The organism is Brevibacterium sp. 239c (assembly GCF_900169365.1).
Lineage (GTDB): Bacteria > Actinomycetota > Actinomycetes > Actinomycetales > Brevibacteriaceae > Brevibacterium.
In genome coordinates this window covers 66,108-90,581 of the sequence record NZ_FXZH01000002.1, presented here as the reverse complement: position 1 = coordinate 90,581, position 24,474 = coordinate 66,108, and the positions used below count along the sequence as shown (strand labels likewise).

21 protein-coding genes and 1 tRNA gene are annotated in these 24,474 nt (G+C 63.9%); 13 read left to right on the top strand and 9 right to left on the bottom strand.

The window, feature by feature from the left end:
- The first annotated feature begins 253 nt into the window (after positions 1 to 253).
- Genes mvk through fni form a run of 4 tightly spaced genes read left to right on the top strand, consistent with a single transcriptional unit; the run spans position 254 to position 4,398 of the window.
- On the top strand, positions 254 to 1,246 hold the full coding sequence (mvk, locus tag BSP239C_RS02235; protein WP_180958892.1) for a mevalonate kinase: 993 nt from the start codon (positions 254 to 256) through the stop codon (positions 1,244 to 1,246).
- Entirely contained in the window at positions 1,243 to 2,235 is a 993-nt protein-coding gene (gene mvaD, locus BSP239C_RS02230; protein ID WP_101570000.1) for a diphosphomevalonate decarboxylase, read from the top strand. Before mvk ends, mvaD begins: the two co-directional genes overlap by 4 nt.
- Complete coding sequence (locus BSP239C_RS02225) at positions 2,232 to 3,323, top strand: phosphomevalonate kinase (RefSeq protein WP_101569999.1); 1,092 nt, start codon at positions 2,232 to 2,234, stop codon at positions 3,321 to 3,323. The genes mvaD and BSP239C_RS02225 overlap by 4 nt, the downstream gene beginning before the upstream one ends.
- Positions 3,313 to 4,398, top strand: a complete 1,086-nt coding sequence (fni, locus tag BSP239C_RS02220) for a type 2 isopentenyl-diphosphate Delta-isomerase (protein WP_101569998.1) — start codon at positions 3,313 to 3,315, stop codon at positions 4,396 to 4,398. Before BSP239C_RS02225 ends, fni begins: the two co-directional genes overlap by 11 nt.
- Before the next feature lie 90 nt (positions 4,399 to 4,488).
- Here the strand turns inward: fni and BSP239C_RS02215 are convergent.
- Positions 4,489 to 4,572, bottom strand: a tRNA-Leu gene (locus tag BSP239C_RS02215).
- Between the two features lie 386 nt (positions 4,573 to 4,958).
- Between BSP239C_RS02215 and BSP239C_RS02210 the strand changes: the two genes are divergently transcribed.
- From BSP239C_RS02210 to pknB, 7 genes are all read left to right on the top strand, one after another.
- Positions 4,959 to 5,834 carry a DUF3662 and FHA domain-containing protein gene (locus BSP239C_RS02210; protein ID WP_101569997.1) on the top strand — a complete coding sequence of 292 codons (876 nt, stop codon included), beginning with the start codon at positions 4,959 to 4,961 and terminating at the stop codon, positions 5,832 to 5,834.
- Complete coding sequence (locus tag BSP239C_RS02205) at positions 5,831 to 6,343, top strand: FHA domain-containing protein (RefSeq protein ID WP_101569996.1); 513 nt, start codon at positions 5,831 to 5,833, stop codon at positions 6,341 to 6,343. Before BSP239C_RS02210 ends, BSP239C_RS02205 begins: the two co-directional genes overlap by 4 nt.
- Positions 6,340 to 7,806: a PP2C family serine/threonine-protein phosphatase gene (locus BSP239C_RS02200; RefSeq protein WP_101569995.1), complete on the top strand. Its 1,467-nt coding sequence runs from the start codon at positions 6,340 to 6,342 to the stop codon at positions 7,804 to 7,806. The genes BSP239C_RS02205 and BSP239C_RS02200 overlap by 4 nt, the downstream gene beginning before the upstream one ends.
- Positions 7,806 to 9,392, top strand: a complete 1,587-nt coding sequence (locus BSP239C_RS02195) for an FtsW/RodA/SpoVE family cell cycle protein (RefSeq protein ID WP_101569994.1) — start codon at positions 7,806 to 7,808, stop codon at positions 9,390 to 9,392. The genes BSP239C_RS02200 and BSP239C_RS02195 overlap by 1 nt, the downstream gene beginning before the upstream one ends.
- Positions 9,389 to 10,858 carry a penicillin-binding protein 2 gene (locus BSP239C_RS02190; RefSeq protein WP_101569993.1) on the top strand — a complete coding sequence of 490 codons (1,470 nt, stop codon included), beginning with the start codon at positions 9,389 to 9,391 and terminating at the stop codon, positions 10,856 to 10,858. Before BSP239C_RS02195 ends, BSP239C_RS02190 begins: the two co-directional genes overlap by 4 nt.
- Entirely contained in the window at positions 10,855 to 12,678 is a 1,824-nt protein-coding gene (locus tag BSP239C_RS02185) for a protein kinase domain-containing protein (protein WP_101569992.1), read from the top strand. Before BSP239C_RS02190 ends, BSP239C_RS02185 begins: the two co-directional genes overlap by 4 nt.
- An 83-nt stretch (positions 12,679 to 12,761) precedes the next feature.
- Positions 12,762 to 14,672, top strand: a complete 1,911-nt coding sequence (pknB, locus tag BSP239C_RS02180) for a Stk1 family PASTA domain-containing Ser/Thr kinase (protein ID WP_101569991.1) — start codon at positions 12,762 to 12,764, stop codon at positions 14,670 to 14,672.
- 9 nt (positions 14,673 to 14,681) lie between these two features.
- Here the strand turns inward: pknB and BSP239C_RS02175 are convergent, their stop codons facing one another.
- The 4 genes from BSP239C_RS02175 to BSP239C_RS02165 form a co-directional block, all read right to left on the bottom strand.
- On the bottom strand, positions 14,682 to 15,194 hold the full coding sequence (locus BSP239C_RS02175; protein WP_101569990.1) for a GyrI-like domain-containing protein: 513 nt from the start codon (positions 15,192 to 15,194) through the stop codon (positions 14,682 to 14,684).
- Positions 15,195 to 15,334: 140 nt separating this feature from the next.
- On the bottom strand, positions 15,335 to 16,009 hold the full coding sequence (locus BSP239C_RS02170; RefSeq protein ID WP_101569989.1) for an aminodeoxychorismate/anthranilate synthase component II: 675 nt from the start codon (positions 16,007 to 16,009) through the stop codon (positions 15,335 to 15,337).
- On the bottom strand, positions 16,006 to 16,179 hold the full coding sequence (locus BSP239C_RS20650) for a hypothetical protein (protein ID WP_009884833.1): 174 nt from the start codon (positions 16,177 to 16,179) through the stop codon (positions 16,006 to 16,008). The genes BSP239C_RS02170 and BSP239C_RS20650 overlap by 4 nt, the downstream gene beginning before the upstream one ends.
- Before the next feature lie 2 nt (positions 16,180 to 16,181).
- A complete protein-coding gene (locus tag BSP239C_RS02165; RefSeq protein ID WP_101569988.1) occupies positions 16,182 to 17,267 on the bottom strand; it encodes a class E sortase in 1,086 nt (361 codons plus the stop codon).
- Between the two features lie 380 nt (positions 17,268 to 17,647).
- On the opposite strand from BSP239C_RS02165, the gene BSP239C_RS02160 reads away from it, so the two are divergent.
- On the top strand, positions 17,648 to 18,517 hold the full coding sequence (locus BSP239C_RS02160) for a cell division protein CrgA (RefSeq protein WP_101569987.1): 870 nt from the start codon (positions 17,648 to 17,650) through the stop codon (positions 18,515 to 18,517).
- A gap of 409 nt (positions 18,518 to 18,926) precedes the next feature.
- Here BSP239C_RS02160 and BSP239C_RS02155 read toward each other — a convergent pair whose 3' ends face one another.
- Both BSP239C_RS02155 and BSP239C_RS02150 read right to left on the bottom strand, forming a co-directional pair.
- Complete coding sequence (locus tag BSP239C_RS02155) at positions 18,927 to 19,634, bottom strand: rhomboid family intramembrane serine protease (RefSeq protein ID WP_101569986.1); 708 nt, start codon at positions 19,632 to 19,634, stop codon at positions 18,927 to 18,929.
- Between the two features lie 75 nt (positions 19,635 to 19,709).
- Positions 19,710 to 20,249, bottom strand: a complete 540-nt coding sequence (locus BSP239C_RS02150; protein ID WP_101569985.1) for a peptidylprolyl isomerase — start codon at positions 20,247 to 20,249, stop codon at positions 19,710 to 19,712.
- Positions 20,250 to 20,421: 172 nt separating this feature from the next.
- Here BSP239C_RS02150 and BSP239C_RS02145 point away from each other — a divergent pair, with 172 nt between their 5' ends.
- Positions 20,422 to 21,264 (top strand): hypothetical protein, encoded by an 843-nt coding sequence (locus tag BSP239C_RS02145; RefSeq protein WP_226841633.1) that lies wholly within the window; start codon positions 20,422 to 20,424, stop codon positions 21,262 to 21,264.
- Between the two features lie 164 nt (positions 21,265 to 21,428).
- Here BSP239C_RS02145 and BSP239C_RS02140 read toward each other — a convergent pair whose 3' ends face one another.
- A complete protein-coding gene (locus BSP239C_RS02140) occupies positions 21,429 to 22,700 on the bottom strand; it encodes a CynX/NimT family MFS transporter (protein ID WP_101569983.1) in 1,272 nt (423 codons plus the stop codon).
- Positions 22,697 to 24,448 carry an arginine--tRNA ligase gene (gene argS / locus BSP239C_RS02135; RefSeq protein ID WP_101569982.1) on the bottom strand — a complete coding sequence of 584 codons (1,752 nt, stop codon included), beginning with the start codon at positions 24,446 to 24,448 and terminating at the stop codon, positions 22,697 to 22,699. The genes BSP239C_RS02140 and argS overlap by 4 nt, the downstream gene beginning before the upstream one ends.
- Positions 24,449 to 24,474: the final 26 nt, after the last annotated feature.

Below are 24,474 nucleotides of genomic sequence, written 5' to 3'. Positions count from 1 at the left end.
CCCCGGTCAGCTCCTCAGAGATGGTCCATATCCGGTCAGCCTCCTTGCTGATCGGGCTTGGTACTCAGCAGTCTGCTCGGACAGGCATAGGCGGTTTCCGTCGCCGGTCTCGTCTCCGTGCCCTCGCCCGGCAGCAGAACCGGATTACGGCATAGGATGGAACAACCATGACCGAAACACAGAATCACGCCCCTTGCACGAGGTCATCAGCGATCGACCTCGACCGCGACGACACCCCCTGACTTCGCGCCGCATGCACAATTCCTCTCCGACCGACCCAAGCGCCCCCTCCAATGCGCGAGGCGCTGGGCTCGGAAATCCAGCAGAGGGCCACGCCCATGCAAAGGCGATACTCTTCGGCGAACACGCCGTGGTCTACGGAGCCCCTGCACTCGCCGTCCCTCTTCACGGACTCGGAGCACAGGCCGACATTCGCCTCACCCCTGGTCGGGAGACGCGCATCGACAGCCAACTGTTCTCCGGCACTGCCCAGGCGGCACCACCTCAGATGGGGCCCGTGGTCGCCGGACTGTGCGCGGCCCTCGAGGCCACAGGTGATGAGACCGCCGAGGTCCAGGTCGGCATTCGCAGTGCGATTCCCCATAGTCGCGGCCTTGGATCGAGCGCCGCAGTTGCCACCGCGATCGCACGGGCAGTGGCTGATCTCCGTGGGAAGGTCCTCGACCGTGACGCTCTCCACGCCGTCGTGGCGAGGGCGGAATCTGTTGCGCACGGTCGCCCCAGCGGAATCGATGCATGGGCTGTCGCATCTCAGGTGCCCATAAGGTTCCAAAGCGGTCGGGCCGCAGCGATCGACGTCGGCAGGCGACTGATCTTCGTGGTCGCAGACTCCGGCCTGCAAGGCTCCACCGCCGAGGCGGTCGCCGGGGTTCGCGAACTTCGCGCCGCACAGCCGAAGATCGTTGAGACCGCGATCTCCCACCTCGCGGAACTCACGGAGCACGCGGTCGATGACGTTCGGTCCGGCGACCGCGCCACGCTCGGGTCGCGAATGCTCGACGCACACAAGCTGCTGAGGAGCATCGGAGTCAGCAGCCCGGCCCTCGATGCGCTCGTCGAGGCAGCCCTTGGAGCCGGAGCGCACGGCGCCAAACTCACCGGAGGCGGCCTCGGTGGCTGCGTCCTCGCTCTCGCCGACTCGGACGAACAGGCCGAACGCTTGGCGCTCGCGCTTCGCACCGCCGGAGCACCGCGCACCTGGACAACGGAGGTATCCACGACATGAGAACCACAACCGCCCGCGCCTATCCGAACATCGCCCTCATCAAATACTGGGGCAAGCGCGACGAGTCCCGCATTCTCCCGGCGGCGGGCAGCCTGTCGGTGACGCTCGACGCCTTCGAAACGACGACCACGGTCGTGCCGAATCCTGCCGGTGATGCCGACAGCTTGGAACTCGACGGCCAACCCGCCGACGAGGAGCAGACACGACGCACTACCGCGTTTCTCGACCACGTCCGTTCCCTCGCAGGCTCCGAGCAGCCGGTGATCGTTCGCTCGCGCAACTCCGTGCCCACGGGAGCTGGCCTCGCTTCATCTGCATCCGGGTTCGCCGCCCTTGCGACTGCGGCCGCCGCTGCCTTCGAGCTCGACCTCGACACCCGCGCTCTCAGCCGGCTCGCCCGGCTCGGCTCGGGCTCGGCCTGCCGCTCCGTCGTGCCCAGGGTGGCCGTGTGGCACGCGGGTGATGATCAGGCTTCGTACGCCGAGCCCGTCGACGCACCGGATATGCGGATGGTGGTCGTCACCGTTGACCGGGGTCGAAAACCGGTGTCGAGTCGCGCAGCCATGCGCCTGACCGCCGCCACCTCTCCCTTCTACGATGCCTGGGTGAGTTCGACCGAGGACAGCCTGGCGGCAATGATCGACGCCTGTCGAGATGGCGATTTCACGAGAATTGGTGAGATCACGGAGTCGCATGCACTGAGAATGCATGCTCTCATTCAGTCGACGACTCCGCCCATCCGGTTCCTCCGGCCTCAGAGCGTGGCCATCTTCGACGCGGTCGAGAAGTTACGCGAGAACGGACTTGAGGCCTACTCCACAGCAGATGCAGGGCCCAATGTCATCGTCCTCGTACGACCAGAGAACGCCGAGGCCGTGGCTGCGGCCCTCGACGGACTCGGTGAGCTCCGAATCGTCGGCCCCGGACCGGGAGCCCATCCGCTGCCCGAGGGTTCCGAGGTGCCCGCAGCGACAGAGGGGATCTCATGATCGAGACGCGTGCACCAGGCAAGCTCTTCGTCGCCGGCGAATACGCCGTCGTCGAACCCGGCCAACCCGCCGTGCTCGTCGCCGTGGACCGGTATATCACCGTCCGGCTCACCGAAAGCCGAGATGCCGGCCGCATCCACTCCAGCGAATACGGTCAGACCCCGCTGGTCTGGTTCCGCGAGGCAGACAGCCAGAGCATCGTGCTCGACCACCGGCCCACAGACTATGTGCTCGCTGCGATCTCGGTCGTCGAAGAGCTGCGGGCAGAGATGGGGACACCGCCGCGGTACTTCGACCTCGATATCTCCAGCGAGCTCGACGATGCCAGCGGACGGAAATTCGGTCTCGGCTCTTCGGCCGCGGTCACGACTGCCACGATCGCCGCCCTCGACGAGTTCTACACATTGGGCTTGACTCGGACCGAACGCTATAAGCTCGCTGTTCTGGCCACGATCGCCATCTCTCCCAACGCCTCGGGCGGGGATCTCGCAGCGAGCACCTTCGGAGGGTGGATCCGCTACTCTTCACCCGACCGCGCGGCCCTGAAACTCCACCGCGAAGTCCACGGAGTCGCCTCGGCGCTGCACTGCAGCGAATGGCTTGGGTCAGGGGCCACCCGCGTCAGCCCACCTGACTCCCTGCACCTGCTCGTCGGCTGGACCGGTTCCCCGGCCTCGACTGACCATCTCGTCAAGCGCGTGCACACCCCGGGCAGGGAGAAGGCGCGTCCCTTCGAGTCGTTCACCGACGAGAGCCGGCTCGCGGTCAATGCACTCGTCGCCGCCTTCGACGAGGATGATGCGATCGGCGCCCTCGACCGCATCCGGCAGGCACGCCGACTGCTGCAGCGACTCGGCGAGTCCTCCGACAGCCAGATCGAGACCGAACAGCTGGCCGCGTTGTGCGATATCGCCGAAACCTACGGTGCCGCGGCCAAACCCTCAGGCGCCGGCGGAGGAGACTGCGGCATCGCCCTCTCCGACGCCGAACTGCCCACGATCGACATCCTCCGCGAGTGGGAGCGCCACGGCATCCGCCGGCTCAGCCTGACCCCGCACCGACCCGAAGGCAGCATCGATGACTTCTGAGAGTCCCCAGGCCCGTTCCGCCCGCGCGACACGCAAGGACGATCACGTCCGGCTGGCCTCCGAGCAGCAGTCCGAAGCGCCGCGGCGCACCGATTTCGACGATCTCGAGTTCATCCACCATGCCCTCGGAGGTACGAACCCGGAACGGGTCGACCTCAGCGTCCGCCTCGGCGAGTGGACCTGGCCGACGCCCTTCTATGTCAATGGCATGACCGGAGGCACCGACACGACGGCGGCGATCAACCGCAACCTTGCGATCGCGGCCGCCAAGACCGGGCTGCCGATGGCCTGCGGTTCGATGAGTGTGGCTCTCGACGATTCGGACGCGGCGAAGGGCTTCACGATCATCCGCGAGGAGAACCCGAACGGCTTCGTCATGGCCAACCTCGGTGCTGGTCGCAGCGCCGAGGATGCCCGCCGTGCCGTCCACCTGCTGCAGGCAGACGCCCTTCAGATCCATATCAACCCGGTGCAGGAGACCGCGATGTCCGAGGGCACCCGCGACTTCTCCGAATGGGCACACGGGCTCGAACAGATCGTCGCATCCTGCCCCGTGCCGGTCATCGTCAAGGAGGTCGGATTCGGGCTCAGCCGTCGCACGCTGGAGCTGCTGGCTTCGATCGACGTGCGCTTCGCCGATGTCAGCGGCGCCGGCGGCACGGACTTCCTCCGTATCGAGAATGACCGCGCCGGCGCCGAGGACTTCTCGATGCTCTCCGGATTCGGCCAATCCGCCCTGGCCTGCCTGCTCGATTCCCCCGACCAGGGGCCCGTGCTCCTCGCCTCCGGCGGGGTGCGCAACCCCTATGACGTCGTCAAGGCCCTTGCCTGCGGTGCGCGGGCCGTCGGGGTTGCCGGCACGTTCCTCCAAGCCGTGCTCGATGGAGGCGCGGACCGTCTCGTTGAAGTGGTGAACACGTGGCAGTCTCAGACCAGGGCGCTATTCGCCCTGCTCGGAGCCAAGACGGCAGAAGACCTCACCCGCACAGACCTGCTCACGCGGGGCCGCCTCGGCGAATTCTGCCGTCTGCGCGGAATCAACGTCGAGGAACTGTCCCGACGCTCGGGAAGCTGACCCCGGTCCAGGCCTCCGAACACTTCCACACACGAAACAGCCCTCCACCTTGGCCCCCGAAGGGTCCCGGTGAAGGGCTGTTGTTCACTGTGCGCGAGGGGGGACTTGAACCCCCACGACCTTGCGATCACTGGCACCTGAAGCCAGCGCGTCTACCAATTCCGCCACTCGCGCGAACAAGAGAAAACTCTAGCATCGCGGCCGGGAAGAATGAAACCGAGGTCACCCGAAACGCCCGAAACGTGTCGACGTTCACATTCGCTGTCCCGAATACCCGCATCGCAGGTGACCCAGAACTCATCCCCGCTCGTCAGCGGCTCATGGAGTACTCAGTGACCTTCCCTAAGCTGGACGACTGCCGGGAATCCGTGCAGACCTCGGTCCCGAAAAACCTAGTGACGTGAGTTGAGAGCTTCACCGCGTTAGGATTGGGTGTTGGTGTCTCCTTCTCGGTGTCGTTTTCCGAGGGCGGATTCACTGATACAGACTCGTCCGGACTCTTAGTCCGGGCTGGTGGCGAACGGTTCGTCACGCGCACGACACCTGGATGAGGAGGTGCCATGGGGATTCTCGATCGTTTCGAGAAAGGATTGGAGAATGTCGTCAACGGCGCCTTCGCCAAAGCGTTCCGCTCTCAGGTGGAACCGGTCGAACTGGCTGGTTCTCTGCGACGCGAAGCCGATAACAAGGCTGCGGTAGTTTCACGCGGACGGACACTGACGGCGAACCACTACAGCATTGAGCTGTCTCCCACAGATTTCGACCGGCTCTCGGGCCTCGAGAACGAACTTCGCTCCGACCTGCGCCAGGTGATCGGCGATCACGCAGTGGAGCAGGCCTACAGCTTCGTCGGACCCGTCTCCGTCGAATTCGTCGAAGCGGAAGACCTCGACACGGGAATGTACCGTGTCGTCTCCAGTACTCAGCGTCCCGATGGTTCTCCTGCGGCCCAACCGGCCAACCGCGGTGGTTATGACCCCGTGTCGCGCTCGCACAACATCGTGGGCGAAGGGCAGGCCAGCTCCGGTTCCCGTCCGGTCGCACCCAGGCGCACCCCTGAACCTGCGCCGGCCCGACCAACGGCCACAAGCCGACCGGCCTCGGCACCAGTGCGACAGGCGGCTCCCTCGAGGTCTCGCTCGATAGTCGCGAACGTGACCATCCACGGTCAGGACTACGAACTGCGCCAGGGCACGAACGTCTTCGGACGCTCCTCCTCCAGCTCCGACTACGTCATCGACGATCCGGGTGTCTCACGCCGGCACTTCGAAATCACCGTCGAACGCGATCATTCGGTCGCCAACGACCTCGGATCGACCAACGGAACACTTCTGCGCGGACGCAAGCTCACCTCGGCGAACCTCTCCGACGGTGATGTCCTCATGGCCGGAGACGCAGAGGTGCGCTACCACGAGATCGAACAGGACGCCCAGTGAGCGAGTTCACCGTCACCGTCTTCCGGTTCGCCTTCTTCATCATCCTCTGGCTCTTCGTCCTCGGCGTGGCCGGTGTCCTCAAACGCGATATCTTCGGTGCCAAGAAAGGCCCCAGAAAATCTCGCCGAGGCGGCAAGGCGTCCCGCAAGGCAGCGCCGAGTCCTGCCCCGAGCAGACCTGCGCCGACACCCGCGCCAGCCCCTGTGCAGCAACACGCTCATCCGGGTGCCATCCGGGTCACCGGTGGGCCTTTGGCCGGAACCTTGGTCACGCTCTCGGGGGCACCCGTGACCTTCGGGCGCGCACCGGACAATACGATCGTCATCAGTGACGACTTCGCCTCCAGCCATCACGCACGAATCGTGGCCTCCAACGGCTCCTGGGTCCTCGAAGACCTGGGCTCGACGAACGGGACGATCGTCGACGGCTCGCCCATGCATTCGCCCATCAGCCTGCGGATCGGCACCCAGATCACCATCGGCCATACGACGCTGGAGACCCAATCGTGACGACCGACGGTACCATCACCCTCCGTTCAGCAGCCCGGTCTCACACCGGGCTGGTGCGTAAGAACAACCAGGACTCCGGTTACGCGGGTCCGAACTTCTTGCTCATCGCAGACGGAATGGGCGGCCACGCAGGTGGCGATGTCGCCTCGGCGATCACCGTGTCCCGACTGGCCGACCTCGATCGGGAACCCAGCGGCGAAGACGCTCTGGAGATCCTGCGCACCTCGATCCTCGAAGCCAATGACCGTATCTGCCGCGGTGTCGCCGAACAGCCCGAGCTCGCCGGCATGGGCACTACGGTCACCGCTCTCCTGCGAGCTCCCGGCAATCGTTTCGCATTGGCTCACATCGGTGACTCCCGCGGCTATGTGCTGCGCGACGGCGAGCTGCAGACAGTCACCCACGACCACACGTTCGTCCAGATGCTCGTCGACGAAGGCCGCATCACCCCTGATGAGGCAGAGACCCACCCGCAGCGTTCGGTCGTCATGAAGGTCCTCGGCGACGTCGGAGCCTCCCCTGATCTCGACCTCACCCTGCGCGAAGCCCACGTCGGCGACCGCTGGATGCTCTGTTCGGACGGTCTGACCGGCTTCGCCGACGTTGATGACATCGCCCGCATCCTCGCCGAGGTCTCCGACCCCGACGAATGCTGCCGTCAGCTCATTGATCTGGCTTTGGCCGGAGGCGGCGCCGACAACGTCACCGTCGTCATCGGTGACGTTCTAGAGGGCACCGTCGACACCGTGCAGGGCAGTTCCGTGGGCTCTGTCCACCTCAACCCGAAGTACGCCATGATCGGCATGAACACCGACGCTGACGCTGGCACCGACGAAGACGCCGCCGAGACCCAGCCCCACTACGGCAACGGCGACATCCCCACCGACACCGTGCCTCTGCAGGCGGTGTCCGATTCCGAAAAGCAGGAGCCCAACGCCGAGGTGGTCTCACCCTCCCAGCGCACTGACGCGGAGTCGCCCGACAGGGACGAAGCCACCGAGGAGGATGACCTCGACGCTGACGACGACGAGGTGGAAAAGCGGTCCTACCTGGGTTGGATCATCGCCGCCATCGTCATCGTCGCTATCGCCGTCGGCGGATTCTTCGCCTACAACTACATGAACAACCACTACTACCTGACGAATCTCGATGGGAAGGTCACCCTCTACCGGGGTCTTGACACCACGTTGGGACCCATCGAACTCAGCAGGCTCGAGGACACCACCGACATCGAAGTCGGCACCCTCAACCGCTTTTCACAGGACCGTCTGCGCAGCTCCATCCAGGCCGATTCCCGCGACGAAGCCGAGCGCATCATTGAGAACCTGCGTCAGGAAGCCGACAAGTCCGGCACAGTCTCGGGCAATGTCGAGGACTCTACGAGCCCCAGCGATCCGGCACCGTCACCACCGAGTTCCCAATCGGTCGCTCCCAGTGATGCCATCACTGAGGAGTCACAGTAATGTCCGAGAACCCCAACCAAGGCGCGCGGCCACGGCCTTATCGCCTGGCTGAACTCGGCCTCCTGATCCTCGCGATCGCGGTATCCACCAGCGCTTACGCGCTCGTGGGACTCGGCACCGAGGACACGATCCCCGCGAACGTCTACCAGTACGCGGCGTGGTTGGCCGCGCTCGGTCTCATCCTCCACGTCGTCGTGTGGTGGAAGGCCAAGTACGCCGACCCTGTCCTCGTCCCTATTGCGGTCCTGCTCAACGGCCTCGGCCTGGCGATGATCTACCGTGTCGACCTCGGCCGGCCTGAGTATCTCAACAGCGGAATGACGCAGCTGATCTGGATGACTCTGGGTGTGGGGCTGGCTGTCGGCATCCTCTTCTTCCTCACCGACCACCGGTGGTTGCGCCGCTACACCTTCGTGTCCGGCTTCGCCGCGCTGATCTTCCTCATGCTTCCGCTCATCCCGGGCCTGGGTAAGACCGTCAACGGTGCCCGCATCTGGATCGGCACCGAAACAATGTCTTTCCAGCCCGGTGAGATTGCGAAGATCCTGCTGGCGATCTTCTTCGCCGGCTACCTCGTGTCCTACCGTGACCAATTGGTCTTGGCCGGACCCAAGATCCTCGGCATCCGATTCCCGCGCCTGCGCGACTTCGGCCCCATCGTCATCGCCTGGGTGGCCAGCGTCGGCATCCTCGTCTTCGAGAAGGACCTGGGCACTTCACTTCTGTTCTTCGGCCTGTTCGTCGCCATGCTCTACGTCGCAACCAGCAAGGTCTCCTGGATCATTCTCGGCCTCGGTTTCTTCGCCGCTGGCGCGGTCGCCGCGACCTTACTCTTCTCCCATGTCCAACAGCGCGTGGACGGTTGGCTCCATGCGCTCACCTCTGAGGAGTACAACAAGGCCCCCGGTGGCTCATACCAGCTGGTCCAGGGCCTGTTCGGCATGTCCAACGGTGGCCTGACCGGAACCGGATTCGGCGAGGGCAGACCGAATATGGTCCCCTATGCGGAGTCTGACTTCATCTACGCCAGCCTCGGCGAAGAACTGGGCATGGCCGGACTCTTCGTCATCCTGCTCTGCTACCTCTTCATCTTCCAGCGCGGCATCAAGACCGCGCAGCAGCTGCGCGACGGCTTCGGCACCCTGCTGGCCACGGGCTTAAGCTTCACGATCGCTCTGCAGGTCTTCGTCGTCGTCGGCGGTGTCACCCGCCTCATCCCACTCACGGGTCTGACCACGCCGTTCCTCGCCCAAGGCGGATCGTCTCTGGTCGCCAACTGGATGATCATCGCCCTGCTGCTGCGCATCTCCGACAATGCTCGGCGTCCGGTGGAGGAATTCCACACCGGCGTCCTCAAGATCACGGAAGACCCCGAAGCCTCCGCCACCTCGGCGAGGAGATCTGAGAACCGCAACGATACGAAACGCGTCGAAGGGGCACGCGAACACGCTGCCGGCGAACTCGCGACCGAACGCGCCACCAGCGATGAGGCTCCGACGACGAATCTCGGCGCCGCCGACCTCACAGCAACCGGGTCCGATGAGGACCCGACAACCAACTTGGGCACTACCGGAGGTGAACGATGAAGAAGCCGTTGACACACATCAGCATCGTCGGGTTCGTCATGTTCGCCCTTCTGTTCTCCTCCACCAGCTGGATCCAGTTCGTAACCGCCGACTCGCTGAACAACAACTCGCTCAACAACCGGCGGGTCCTCGACCAGTTGGCTCGCGACCGCGGTCCGATCCTCGTCGACGGCAAGCCGATCGCCTACTCCGAACCCGTCGACGACAAATACAAGTACCAGCGCAAGTACGGCGCGGAGGGCCTCGACCCCCGCGCGTACGCCTCGATGACCGGGTACTACTCAATCGTCTCGGGGGCTTCCGGCATGGAGCGCGCGACCGGGGACTACCTCTCCGGCGACTCCGACGCCCTGTTCTACGACAAGGTCGGCAGCCTCTTCACGGGCGAACAGCCTCGTGGGGCGGCCGTGGAGCTCACGATCGACCCGAAGGTGCAGCAGGCTGCGTGGGACGGACTGGGCAATCAGAACGGTGCGGCCGTCGCGATCGACCCGAAGACGGGCAAGATCCTCGCCATGGCCTCGACGCCGGGCTGGGATCCCAACCCCATTGCCAGCCATGACTCCGAGAAGGCACTGTCCGCCTTTGAGACTCTCAACAATGCTGAGGGCAAGCCTGCCTACAACCGGGCCATCGGCGGCAACCTGTACCCACCGGGCTCCACGTTCAAGGTCCTCGTGGCCGCGGCCGCACTGGAATCAGGCGACTACAAACCGGATTCGACCCTGAATGGTCCGGCGAAGCTCGACCTGCCCCAGACCACTTCCACAATCGGCAACTCCCATCCGGGCGCCTGCCGCAATGGCGGAAAACCGTCTCTGGCAGACTCACTCGCCGAATCCTGCAACACCTCGTTCGCCTCACTCGGCATGGACTTGGGTCAGGACGCGATTCGGGACCAGGCGGAGAAGTTCGGCTTCGGCCAGGACATGGAGATTCCGCTGAAGGTCAGCCCCTCAACGTTCCCCGATGACCTCAATCCACCACAGCTGGCACAGTCTTCGCTGGGTCAGTACGAGGTCAGGTCCACGCCGATGCAGATGGCGATGATGACAGCGGGAATCGCCAACGGCGGCAAGATGATGAAGCCGCAGCTTGTCGACCGGGTGCTGAACGCGAACACTCTCGAACCCATCAAGGAGATGCGTCCGGCGGAGAAGTCCCGGCCAGTCTCAGGTAAGACCGCGGATCAGCTGACCACGATGATGGAAGGCGTGGTCGAGAACGGAACCGCCTCCGTGGCCAAGATGGGCGGCACGAAGGTCGCGGCGAAGACCGGTACAGCGCAGCACGGACCTGGCGCGGCCCCGCACGCCTGGTTCATTTCATTTGCCCCAGCCGATGATCCGAAGATCGCAGTGGCGGTCGTCGTGGAGAACGGCGGCAATGCGGGTAACGAAGCTTATGGAGCGACGGTCGCAGGACCGATCGCCAAGAACATGATGGAAGCGGTGGTCGAAAAATGAGACCCGTCGAAGGCACCGTGTTGGGAAACCGATACACGCTCACATCCCGAATCGCCGTGGGCGGTATGGGCGAGGTCTGGAAGGGCACGGACTCCGTGCTCGGACGTGAAGTCGCAGCCAAGATCCTCAAGGACGAATACCTCTCCGACACCACGTTCCTCGCCCGGTTCCGCGCCGAGGCGCAGAACATGGGACGCGCCTCCGACCCCGGAATCGCCGGAGTCTTCGACTACGGCGACGAGGGCGGTTCACCGTACCTGGTCATGGAGTACGTGCCGGGTGAGGCGCTGTCAGCGATCATCGAACGCAGTGCACCGCTGTCGGAGACGGACACTCTGAGCATCGTCTCCCAGTCCGCTCAGGCGCTGGGAGCGGCGCACAAGGTCGGAGTCATCCACCGCGACATCAAGCCCGGCAATATCCTCATGACTCCGGACTTCCGGGTCAAGATCACGGACTTCGGCATCGCCCGCGTCACCGACCAGGCTCCGCTGACAAAGACCGGACAGGTCATGGGCACCGCCCAGTACCTGGCACCAGAGCAGGCCACAGGAAAGGGCTCGGGCCCCGGCTCAGACCTCTACGCCCTGGGCATCATCGCCTATGAGGCACTTGCCGGGCAACGTCCGTTCACCGGTGACTCGCAGGTCGCGATCGCCATCGCCCAGGTCAACCAGCAGCATCCACCGCTGCCGGACACGGTGTCCGAACCGCTGCGCCGCTTCGTCGACTGCCTGCTGGAGAAGAAGCCCGAACGCAGGCCCTCTGACGCCATGGCCGTGTCCCGAGCCGCCGATGCGCTGGCCGCAGGCGATGTTGCCGGTGCAGAGGAGATTCTGCCGCAGATGCGTCTGGGCAGCGCCGCCTCCGAGGCATTGACCCAGGTCTTCAACAACCCCGAACCCGTGCCGACGACGAAGGCGATGCCGGTCACGGCATCCAACGACGAGACTCGTGTCTACCCGGGTGCCGCTGCCGCGGGTGCCGGCGCCGAGGCGGCGAATGGCAGCGAGCTCGATGCGGAGAACGCAGAGGAGAAGGAACTCGACGAGAAGCAGTCGAAGAAGGGCCGCGCGCTCATCTGGATCCTCGCGATCATCGCACTCATCGCCGTCGGTTCTCTGCTGTGGTTCTTCCTCGGCGGGGGCAATGCAGAACCCGAGCCGGATCCGAGCACCAGCGCACCCACGACCTCCGAGGCTGCGAAGACAATCGAGATCGACAAGAGCGATTACATCGGACTCTCCGAATCCTCGGCGACTCAGAACCTCGAACAGCAGGGTCTGGAAGCCGATACCCAGACCATCGAGTCCTCCCGCGCTGCGGGCACCGTTGCCGATGTGGGCGAGGGCGAGAACGGTTACACCTTCGAAGAGGGCGACACCGTTACGCTCTACATCTCATCGGGCCCGCCCGAAAAGACGCAGGAACCGGAGCCGACGAACGAACCCAGCCCGTCGAAGACCAGTGGTGACAACGGTTCGAGTTCCGACAACGGTTCCAGCTCCGACAGCGACAATGAGAAGAGCAGCTCAAACGACAACGCCTCCTCGAATGACAACGGCTCGAGCAGCGATTCCAACAGCGGCGCCTCGAATGACTCGGCGAGCTCGAACGAGGGCTCGGACTCAAATTCCGGTTCGGACAACGGTTCCAATGGGGGCGACAACGGTGGCGACGGCAGCAGTTCGAACTCGGGCAGCAACGGCTCGGACACCGGTTCGTCGAGTTCGACCGACGGCGGCGGGGACCAGTCCGGCGGTGGCGACAAAGAGAATTCGAGTGCCGGCGCGAACTTGGACGAGTCGATCTTTGGCTGAAACGATGCGCCGAGAAGACGAGTAATCTACTTGACATGCGAAGTACTTTCCCACGACGTGGGTGAACCAAGCGGAGGACCAGAATGAATGAACCCAAGGTGCTGTCGGGGCGGTACGAAGTTCGTGCGCTCCTCGGCCGTGGGGGCATGGCAGAAGTGCACGAGGGCGTCGACAACAGGCTTGGCCGGCGCGTCGCGATCAAACTTCTGCGGTCCGATCTCGCTCGCGATCCCTCGTTCCACACGCGCCTCAAGCGTGAGGCTCAGTCCGCGGCGGGTCTGAACCATCCGGGCATCGTCGCAGTCTACGACTCGGGCGAAGAGGAGTTCGTTGAGACCGGCGGCTCCTCCGTCTCTGTGCCCTTCATCGTCATGGAGTACGTCGAGGGCCAAACCCTGCGCGAGGTCCTCAACGAACACGGCACCCTGACCATCGACGAGGCGCTCAACGTCGTCGCCGGTGTGCTCGCCCCACTCGAGTACTCCCACCGCAACGGGATCGTCCACCGCGACATCAAGCCCGCCAACGTCATGCTCACCCCCGAGGGTGACATCAAGGTCATGGACTTCGGCATCGCCCGCGCGCTGAAGGACAACAGCGGTCTGACCCAGACCCAGTCGGTCGTGGGCACCGCCCAGTACCTGTCCCCAGAGCAGGCCCGTGGTGAGGTCGTCGACGCCCGTTCCGACCTGTATTCGACGGCCTGCCTGCTCTATGAACTCCTCGTCGGCCGGCCCCCGTTCGTCGGCGATTCACAGCTTGCGGTCGCCTACCAGCACGTGGGCGAGACGCCGAAGCCGCCGAGCTTCTACAATCCGAATGTTCCCCCTGAAGTCGATCGCCTTCTCATGCATTCGCTGCTGAAAGATCGCGACGAGCGCTACCAGGACGCCTACATCTTCCGCGAGGATGTCCTCGCGGCACGTGACGGTCGCCCTCTGAGCTTTGACGATGACCTGGATCGCACCCAGGCGTTCCCGATGGCCGGGGCCATGATGGGTCCCCCACAGTACGCTCAGGACTCCGAGGTGGGCCCTGAGACTGGTGCCGTGTCGACGATCATGGCCAAGCAGGACGAACCACCGCCGCCGAAGCGCTCGCGCGCTTGGATCTGGATCGGCAGCATCTTCGTGCTGCTCGCCCTGGCTGCCGTGGCTCTGTGGGTCTACGAGATCAACAAACCCGAGCCGCCCGTCCAGATCGAGGTCACAGACGTGGCCAACCTGGACGCTGATGAGGCTGAGTCCGCCCTCATCCAACAGGGCCTGAGAGTCGACAGGGATGAGTCGTACAGCGAAGACGTCGACGAGGGCAAAGCCATCAAGACCGACCCTGCCGGCGGTCAGCGAGTCGAGGAGGACAGCGTCGTGAAGCTCATCATCTCCTCCGGCCCGAAGAGCGTCAAGGTCCCCGATGTCTCCGGCAAGTCCGAGGAGGATGCCCGCAAGGTCCTCAATGACGCCAAGCTCCAGGCAGGCACGCACATCTCCGAGAACTCTCCGGACGTGGAGAAGGGTGTGGTCATCGAGACCAAGCCCGGCAACGGCTCCAAGGTGGATGTGGACTCGAACGTCGACCTCGTCGTGTCCTCGGGAATGGTCGAGGTCCCCGATGTTACGGGCAAGTCCGCGAAGGAAGCCTGCAAGATCCTCAAGGGCGACGACTACCAACTGGGGTGCAAGACCGAAGAGGTCGAGACCGCCGATGAGGAAGAGAAGAAGGTCTTCGAACAGTCATCGGCTGGCGGCAGCGAGGTCAAGCAGGGTTCAGAGATCACGGTGAAGGTGGCCAAGAAGCCGCCTGAGGAGCCGTCGTCTCCGGGCATCCCCTCGGTCCCAGGCGGTATTCCCACCGCACCGAGTGACGATGGTGGCAGCGACGACAGCGGCGATGACAATGGCGATGATGAGAAGGACAACGGCAAGGACGACGACAACTCCATGGGTCCTGGCGACGGTGGCGGCTGGTTCGACGGCTTCTCAGACGCCAATTGAGTCGAGCCCTTAAGACAGGGCGAGGTAGAGGTCGGTGCGCAGGTCCTTCGGGTCCATGTCAGGCCTCGGTTCGGTCACGTAGACCTCAAAGAACGGCAGATCCGGGTGGTGCCCGGCATCGACGGCCTCCTTCATCAACCCCGCCCAGGCCTCACCCAATCCGTCATATCCACCGATGTGGGTCAAAGCTGCGACTGATCCGCCAGGCAGCTGGGATGGGATCGCGATGAGCTCCTCGCCCAGTGGCAGGGCGCGAGTCAGCCCCGAAGTCAGCGGAAGCCCGATCTCCAGATCGACGGTGTCGCTGGGCTGGCGCGTGTACAGCGCAAACGCGGGGCCGGCGATCTCCTGTTCAGCCTCGGCCAGGGCCGGGATCAGCCGAGAGAATGTGGCGTCGAAGAGTGAGGGTAGGTCCTCCAAAGCGACATTTCTCGCCTCCACCACCGCGGTGGGGATCTGCGTCGCTTCGAACACGGTGAGTTCGGAGAATGGTTCGCTCCGGTTGAAACTCGACTCTGACATCAGTGGTCCTCTCGGTTCCGTGTATCCGCCAACAGTTCTGGATCGCTTGGTGTGTCACGATCCTAATATGTCGGGCAGGGTCACCGGAAGAGCCTGAGCCCAGCCGAGCCGTCGCTGCGGCCTAGGCTAGCCGCTGAGACTTAGGCGGGGTTTCCGGCCGGGACGGACTTCGCTGCGATCGCCGAGGCCATCGGAGACATTGCGGCGGCCTTCGCCGCGGCGCCTTCGATTCCGCAGACCTCGAGCCAGTTGCCCAGCATCAGGTAGCCACATTCGGTGAGCACCGACTCCGGATGGAACTGGACGCCGAACAGCGGCTGCTCACGGTGTTCGATGGCCATGACGACGCCATCCTCGGTGCGGGCGGTGACCATGAACTTCTCGAGGTCGATGGTCTCGTCCACGATCGCCAGGGAGTGATATCTGGTCACGGTGAGGGGGTTCTTGCAGCCGAAGAAGATGCCCTGACTGTCGTGGGTGATGACGGAGGTCTTGCCGTGCATGAGCACCGGCGAGTGAGTCACAGTGGCGCCGAAGACCTCTCCCAACGCCTGGTGGCCCAGGCAGACTCCGAACACCGGGGTCCCGGACTTCTCAGCCCAGGCGATGAGGTTCGGGCACACTCCCGATTCGGCCGGCACACCCGGACCTGGGGACAGGAGGACTCCGTCGTAGTCGGCGGCCAAGGCCACGACAGCCTCGGCGGGCATATCGTCATTGCGGATGACGTGCGTCTGCGCCCCGAGCTCACGAACGTAAGACACAAGCGTGTAGACGAAGCTGTCATAGTTGTCGACGACGAGGATCTTCGTCACTGGCCACCGCTTCCATCGGTCACTGTTGCGTTGTTGAAGGGCATATAAGGTGCGACGACCGGGAAGACGTACTGCATGAGCAGCAGCACCACGGCCGCAATGAGGATGAGGGCGAAGATGAGTTTGACGAACCAGTTGCCCGGAAGCAGTCGCCAGATCAGACCGTACATACTCAGGCACCACCATTCTTGCTGACCTTGTCGTAGGCCTTGGAATCCTTGATGTTCTCTGGTGCGCCGTCTCCGGCAGGGGTCCAGTCGGTGAGCTCGGCGTAGGCGACGTAGCGCTCCCTGGCCGAGAACATCGGGTTGCAGGCCGTCATTGTGAGGATCCGGTCCTTGCCCTTGAATTTGGGTTCGCTGGGGACCGGGGCAAGCACCTCGACGGCATCGGGGAGGATGATGTCGAAGTTCCGGAACGTGTACGTGTAGAAGCCGTCCTTGGTCTGGACGATGATCTCATCGCCTGGACGCAGCTTCGCAATCTGGTTGAGTGGTTTGCCGTAGGTGACGCGGTGGCCGGCGATCGAGAAGTTTCCGACTTCGCCGGGCATCGCGGAGTTCGGGTACCGGCCCACGCCCATCCGGTTGAGGACGGGTTCAAGATCGACGCCCTCGGCGACCGTGCGGTAGTAGTCGTCGCCGAACCGTGGAATGTAGAAGATGCCGAATGCGTGATTCTTCTCCACTGGGTCAGCCACGACAGGTTCGTCGGGGTCGTCCGGAAGCTTGTTGGGGTCCTGGTTGGACCAGTCTTCGGTGAGTTTGTCTGCCAGCACTTCGTTGTCGCGGTTGGCTTCGATATCGGTCCACCACAGCTGCCAGACCACGAACAGGATGAGAACCATTCCGGCCGTGATGCAGAGTTCGCCGAAGGTGCGGATGGTGCCGCGGACGGGGCCGAGTGGCTCGCGCTCTGGCTTCTGCCTCCGACGATTGGTGCGACGGTCTCCGGCACGAGTCCCGGCTCCTCCGGCAGCCGCAGCACCCATCGTGACGCCGAGGCGGGGGTCTGTTCCCCCGTTGCCCGCTGGTCCGCTGTTGACCGCCGGTTGGGCCCGAGTGGAATCGGGGTACGCGGGTGGGGCATCGGAGTACACGGCGGTCGGAGCGCCGTTGGCTGCAGCAGCTTCGGCTTCGCGGCGCCGAAGTTCGCGCCGGCTGGGAAGCGGTTGATCGGCCCCTGGATGCGAACCGGGGACGAAGTTAGCATCGACGCCGGAATTCGGAGCACCACCAAGATCTGGTGCGGCATTCATAGGCTGTGTGGCCGGGGAAGCTTCGTGCCCGCCGTACCCACCTTGCGGCTGATATCGGTCATTGGGCGGGTAGTGCGAGGAGTCCTGCCTCTGAGCAGGACGAATAGTGGGTCGCGAAGACGCATCCGCGTCTGATTCGTTACCCGAGGGGGGACTATTCACCACTGCTGCACCGTGCCTAATATTTCGAATCCGGGGCTGGCCCAAAGGGCAAGCGGGGACACCGTATTGCACTTTATCGCATGAAGCTCCACAAACAGGTCGTTCTCAGGGTAGTTGGAGTTTTTAAAACTGCTGTATGTCACGAGTAGACTGATGTCCGATTGTCCCTATTCATCAATCGGTGACCTCAGCAATGGTCGACCGTATAAGGAGTACTCGTGGCCAAGTCCAACGGACGGACCCAGCGCCCCCAGCGCACTTCTCGCAATTCGTCGAAAGCCGATGTCGAAACCACGGCAGCGCCGAATGACGATGTGGAGGCAGTCGAGGATCTGCAGGCTGAGTCGACAGGAGATCTGAAGGACGAGCGCCTCGACGGCGACATCCTCGACTTGGATGACTCCTCCGACTCATCCGATGTGGTTGCCGACGAACCCGACACTGTCAGCGACGTCGATGCTGATGCTGCTGGCGACAGTGATGTTGCAGGCGACGACACGGCCGCAGACGACAAGGTGGCCAAGAAACCCACAGCCGCTGGTGCCGCAACGAGCAAGAAGTCCACGTCGAAGGATTCCGCGGCCAAGAAGACTGGCGACGCCGAGAACGCTGACAAGGCCGACAAGGCTGACAAGGCCGACAAGGCTGACAAGGCCGAGACAGCTGATGACTCGACCGCTGAGGCCAAGAGAACCAAGAAGGCCGAGAAGCTCGATAAGACAGACAAGTCCGACAAGGACAGCAAGTCTGCGAAGAAGAGCGATAAGGCAAAGGCTGCAACGGCCAAGGGTTCTGCTGCGAAGGGCTCCTCAGCCAAACGCACCTCACGTTCTGGCAATCCGGCCAAGCGGCCCCAGGGGCGCAAGACCGCCTCGTACACTTCGCAGTCCGGTCAGCAGACGATCAAGCCGAACCCGAGCTGGTTCCTGCCGGTGCTCATCGGCCTCCTGGTCATCGGCCTGATCTGGCTTGTGATCTTCTATGTCTCGCAGGGTGCCTTCCCGGTCGAGGCATGGGGCAACTGGAACATCCTCATCGGCTTCGCCTTCTTCGTGGCGGGACTGATCATGTCCACGCGCTGGCGCTAGTTCACGTTTCTCCCGATTAACGGGGGTTGCGTCGACGCACGGGGGCACAAACCCGGCAGTCGACGCGACCCCCGTTTTTCGAAGGCGGGAGCGAAGCAGCTCAGGTCCACGCCAGGCTCACCTGCGAGTGGGTCGGTGACCCGATATTGACCCTTCAACTGCCTTGCCAGCACGCTTGTCCACAAGGTCGAAGTTATACCCAAGCCGGGAGCGTCGCTTGTGCATAACTTATTTTGGGCCTGTGACCTGCTGAAATACACACATGTAAGTTATCCACCATGTGGATAAAGGGTGTGGACAACTAATTTCAGTCCATGGAGACGCCAATTTTCCACCGAAGTCTGTTATAAGCCTGAGAGCCACCCGGCACCCTCCCGACACAGGGACCCGGCACCCTTCACGGCACCCTTCACACGGGGAGGATTCGCCAGGCCTCGTTGATCCGCCAGGTGCCAGCTGCAGCCATTGCCAGCAGCAGTCCGAGAGCCGTCAGTCCAAAGACCAGCGTCGACCGCTTCTTAGGCACCAGCAGAGCGCCACAGCCAAGCACGAAACCCGCGAGGAGCCCGCCGAGGTGGGCCTGCCAGGACACTCCTGCCACGAGGAGTCCGTATCCGAAATTGAGAGCCACGAACAGCACGACCCCTGTGATGTTGCGGTCGAGCCTGCGTGTCGGCACCAACAGCACGCCGACGATAGCGAAGACAGCGCCGGAGGCACCGATATTGTTTGTCACCCAATCCACGGAGAACGGCTTGGCCAGAACGAGGACCATGACGGATCCGCCGATCGTCCCCAGCAGGTAGATGACGAGGAATCGCCACCGGCCCAGGGCTCGCTCGACGAAAGAACCGAAGAAGAACAGGCCGATCATATTGGCCAGAAGGTGGTACGGCGAGGGTTGTTCGTGCACCAGAGCCACGGTCAGGATCCGCCATGGCTGGTCAAGAACGAGCGCGGGCACGAAGCTCAGTCGATGGACGAGATCCAGGCTGGGCAGCAGTTGGGCGAGGAAGACCACGCCCGTAAGGATCATGATCGTGCTCGTCACCAGCGGTGGAGACACAGAAAGGGCCCGGCCGGTCTCCCGTGCCGAGCCCTCCTCAGGTGTGTCCATCACACCATGGTACTCAGTTCAGTGAGTCTCAGTACTCGATAGCTGCAAGTACCGATGCTCACCGACGAATCCGTATCAGCCGCTGATTTCGACCGATTCCAAGGTGACTGGTTCAACCGGCTTGTCCATGGCCGCGGTGCGGACGTTGTTGATCTCGTCGACAACCTTCTGCGACGCTTCGTCAGCGACCTCGCCGAAGATGGAGTGCTTGCCGTTGAGCCACGGGGTCTCGGCGGTCGTGATGAAGAACTGCGAACCGTTGGTGCCGCGTCCCATCTGCTTGCCGGCGTTGGCCATGGCCAACAGGTACTTGCGGTCGAACTGGAGTTCCGGGTGGATCTCATCGTCGAAGGTGTAGCCCGGGCCGCCGGTGCCGGTGCCCAGTGGGCAGCCGCCCTGAATCATGAAGTCCGCGATGATGCGGTGGAAGTTGAGGCCGTCGAAGAAGGGACGCTTGGTGGGTTCGCCGGTGGCGGGATCGGTGAACTCACGCTCGCCCCTGGCCAGTTCCACGAAATTCGCAACGGTCTTCGGAGCGTGGTTGCCGAAGAGGTTGATGGTGATGTCACCATGGTTGGTGTGCAGGATCGCTGTGTGCGTAGAAGCTGTAGTCATACGACCATTCTTCCACGCCCTCGTGGCTTCTGCAGATTCCCTCGGCCCCGTTTGCGGACTCTGTCAGCGTTTCTGCAGACAATTTCATGACGGCCTGATGTCCAGCAGCTTGCACCTAGGCCGTAGACTGAGACAGATCAATTGCCCCCGACAAAGAGGATTGGGAATGTTCATGTCGAAGAAGTCAGCTCGAGATCCGTTCGCTTCGAAGCTCGATTCCGCGAAGAAGACGTCACTCCGAGTCCTGGCCGATGCCAGCGGGGCCGCAAGTCCAAAACTCCGCGAAGCCGCTGACAAGGCACGCCCTCAGGTCGAGGCGCTCGCTGAGAAGGCTCGCCCGCAGGTTGAAGCACTGGCCGATCGGGCCGAAGACCTTGCCGACAAGGCCCGTCCCCAGGTCGAAGCGTTCGCAGACAAAGCGAATGAGCAGGTTCATGCCTGGGCGGACAAGCTCGATGCTTACCGTCCCGAAGCCACCGAACGTGCCGGCAAGTTTGCGTCCAACGCCGCGAACTCGCTTGCAGCCGCTGAGACTCCTCAGCTCGTCGACGATCTCGCTGTGCGCCTGACCGGCGACAAGAAAGCCGTGAAGAAGGCTCGCAAGGCCCTCACAAACGCCGGCAAACGAATCCAGAAGGACACCGCACGCAAGTCCGGTGGTGGCAAGGCCGCAGTCGTGTGGACCCTGGTCATCGGTTCTGCAGCCGGCATCGGCTACTACGTGTGGAAGAAGGCGCAGCCGGTCGAGGACCCATGGTCGACACCGCTGCCCAACAACCGTCCCGAAGATGCTCGCCCGGTGGGTTCGACCCCCGCATCCCGCCAGGGAACAGCACCTGAGGTCTCGCAGACAGCAGTGCCTGAGTCGAAGGCGGCCGCCACGACCACACCGAAGCCTGCGACCGAGGCCAATGAGTCCAAGGACACCAAGGCCACACCGGCGACCATCGCCAAGCCTGCAGAGGATTCGAAGTCGGCCGCCGAGACAGTCGAAGACAAGAATGCCAAGCACTGATCTGTTCTGAGAAGTCGACCGACTTGGTCAACTGACCGGTCGGCTGGCTGGCACAGACAGAAAGAACGGCTCCCGCCGCTGAATTCCTCACTTATCCACGTGAGGCAACTTCAGCAGCGGGAGCCGTTCGTCATTCAGGCGAGCGTCACTCAGGAGGCCGGTCGTCAACCATCAAGCACCTCACGCCTATTGGCAGGCCCACCGCCACGGAAGCGGCCGGAGATCCGCACGGCCAGCAGCCCCGCGATGGTGAAGGCCAGGGTCGCTGCGAGGATGAGCAGGATCGGGGCCGTCCATCCGTCGGTGACATTGCCCAGCCAGCCCGCGAAGGGCGGCGCCAGTGTGGCGGCCAGGTAGCCGCCGCCCTGCACCCGAGCCGAGGCGGATGCGGTTTCCCGGTCGCTGCCGGCGGTGCGGGCGATGATGGAGAAGATCGCAGTGAATCCGCCGCCCTGGGCGATACCCCCGGTGATCGCCCACAGCACATATGAGTTCGGAGCCAGCAGCAGCCCGACGGGCAGTGAGAGCCACAGCGCCGCGATGATGGCCACCGGCACCCACGGCTTGGTTCGGGCCGCCAGCAGCGGGACACCGAATGCGCCGAGGATGGCTGCGACCTGGAACAGAGAAGCGGTGCCGCCCGACGCGGTTGCACTCAACCCTCCCGTGTCCGCCAGGATCGACGGCAGCCACGTCGTGGTCGTGTAGTACGCGATCGACTGTCCGCTGAAGGTGACCACAAGGAGCGCGATGATGGCACGGAATTCAGGAGGTGCCTCGCGCCACGGGCGCCGTACCGGTGTGGGCTGGGGTGCCGGTGGTGTTTCGGCCGACGCTGCGACGATCGCGTTGCGACGGACCCGCAGCCGGATCGCGAATAGCCAGTAGGCGAGTCCGATCATTGCCATGGCGCCCCAGATGGCGATGGCCCACCGCCAACCGAACGCTGCCGCCAAGGGCCCCGTGCCGAGCAGCGTGAGCATAGATCCGACGTTCATGGTGGCCGAGTACAGGCCCGTCACCATCGACACCTGGCTCCACGGGACCTCGCGGCGGATGATCACCGGCACGGCGATATTTCCCAAGGTGATGGCGAACCCGATGATTCCGGTGCCCACAAGCACGAGCCAGGGCGGACCCACGGAGCGCAGCACGGTTCCGAGCAGGACTCCGGTCAGGCACGACAGCACTGCTGCCTCCGCACCGAAGCGTCCGATGATCTTGCCCGCCACAGGGGTGACCAGGGCGAACAGCAGCACCGGCAGACCCGTGAGGAGGCCGACCCCGGCCGCACTCAGCCCGGTGTCGTCCTGGATGTCACTGAGGACGGCCGTCGGAGCGATGATCGGTGCCCGCAGGTTGATCGCCAGAACGACGATGCCCACAACCATCCACGGCAGCATCCGCCGGGCAACGGATGGGTCAGGCTGGTTCACATGCGCTCGGGCACGCGGATGCCGAGAACTCCGAGACCCGCTTCGAGCACCTCGAGGACGGTCTGGCTCAGACGCAGCCGGGAATCGCGCACCTCGGCGGATTCGGCGATGAGGACCGGGCACTGCTCGTAGAACGAGGTGAACGACTGGGCGAGATCGAAGAGGTACGTGCACAGTCGGTGCGGCGCGGAGCCCGCGATGACATCGGCGAGGACATCGGAGAACCCGAGCAGCGCCAGACCCAAGTCACGTTCAGCCGCCTCGCCGAGGTGGATCGGCGCGACCGGATATGCCTCCCCGTCCGCCTTGCGCAGGATCGAACGGATCCGAGCCCCGGCGTACTGCAGGTACGGGGCGGTGTTGCCGAAGGGGGCGAGCATGCGGTCGAGGTCGAAGGTGTAGCTGGTGTCGTGGGCGACGGAGAGGTCTGCGTACTTCACGGCACCGATGCCCACGGCCTTGGCCACGACGGCTTCCTCTTCGGCCGCGAACTCGGTGTTGGACTCCTGCAGAGTGGTCTTGGCGCGGGCGACCGCCTCCTCGAGGAGTTCGGCCAGACGCAGGGGCGCGCCGGAGCGGGTGCGCAGGATCTTCCCGTCGTCGCCGAGCACATTGCCGATCTTCACATGCTCGAACTCGGTGCCCTCTGGCAGCCAGCCGGCGGCCCGGGCGATGGCGAAGACCATCTCGAAGTGCATAGCCTGCGGGGTACCGACGACGTAGAGGACACGGTCGGCGTTGAGTGTGCGCACCCGGTGGCGGACGGCCGCGAGGTCTGTTGTCGCGTAGCCGTAGCCGCCGTCGGATTTGCGGATGATCAGCGGCAGGGGTTCGCCCTCGCGGCCGGTGAATCCCTCGGGGAACACGCACAGTGCGCCGTCGCTGATGCGGGCCAGGCCCTGGTCCTCGAGGTCCTGGCAGACCGCGGCGAGGTCATCGTTGTAGATGCTCTCACCTGCGAGGTCGTCATCGGTCAGGGTGACGTCGAGGAGTGAGTAGATGTGGTTGAAGTAGATCCGTGAGAACCCGACGAGGCGTTCCCACAGCTCGAGGGTCTGGCTGTCCCCGCCCTGCAGCGCGACCACGCGGGCGCGGGCGCGGGTGGCGAAGGCCTCGTCGTTGTCGAACTTCGCGCGGGCTGCCTGGTAGAAGGCGTTGGGGTTGGCCGAGATGTCCTGGGCCGTCTCGGACTCGATGCCGACGTCGAGGAGGTGCTCGATGAGCATTCCGAACGGAGTGCCCCAGTCACCGATGTGGTTCTGGCGGACCACGGTGTTGCCGAAGAGTTCATGGGTGCGGGCCAGCGCATCACCGACGACGGTGGTCCGCAGGTGACCGACGTGCATCTCCTTGGCGACGTTGGGCGCCGAATAGTCGATGACGATCCGCTGTCCGGCGGAGCTTGCGCCGTCGGCTGCTGCACTCGTCTCGGCCCCGACTTCGGTGACCTGTCCCTGGTTCAGGGTCGATGCCAGGAACTCGGGGGTGAAGGTGAGGTTGATGAAGCCCGGCCCGGAGATCTCCGGGGTCACGCAGATCCCCTCGAGGTCGAGATTATCCACGATCGTGGTCGCGATATCGCGTGGCTTGGACTTCAGCTCCTTCGCCAGGGGCAGCGCCACGTTGGCCTGGAAGTCGGCGAACTGGCTGCTCCTGATCACGGGGTCGCGTCGCGCGAAATCCTCGCCGAAGGACTGTTCGAGGGCAAGTGCGAAACGATCGTTGAGAAGCGAAGTCAGAGATGGCATGTCACCATTCTATTGGTCGGGGACCG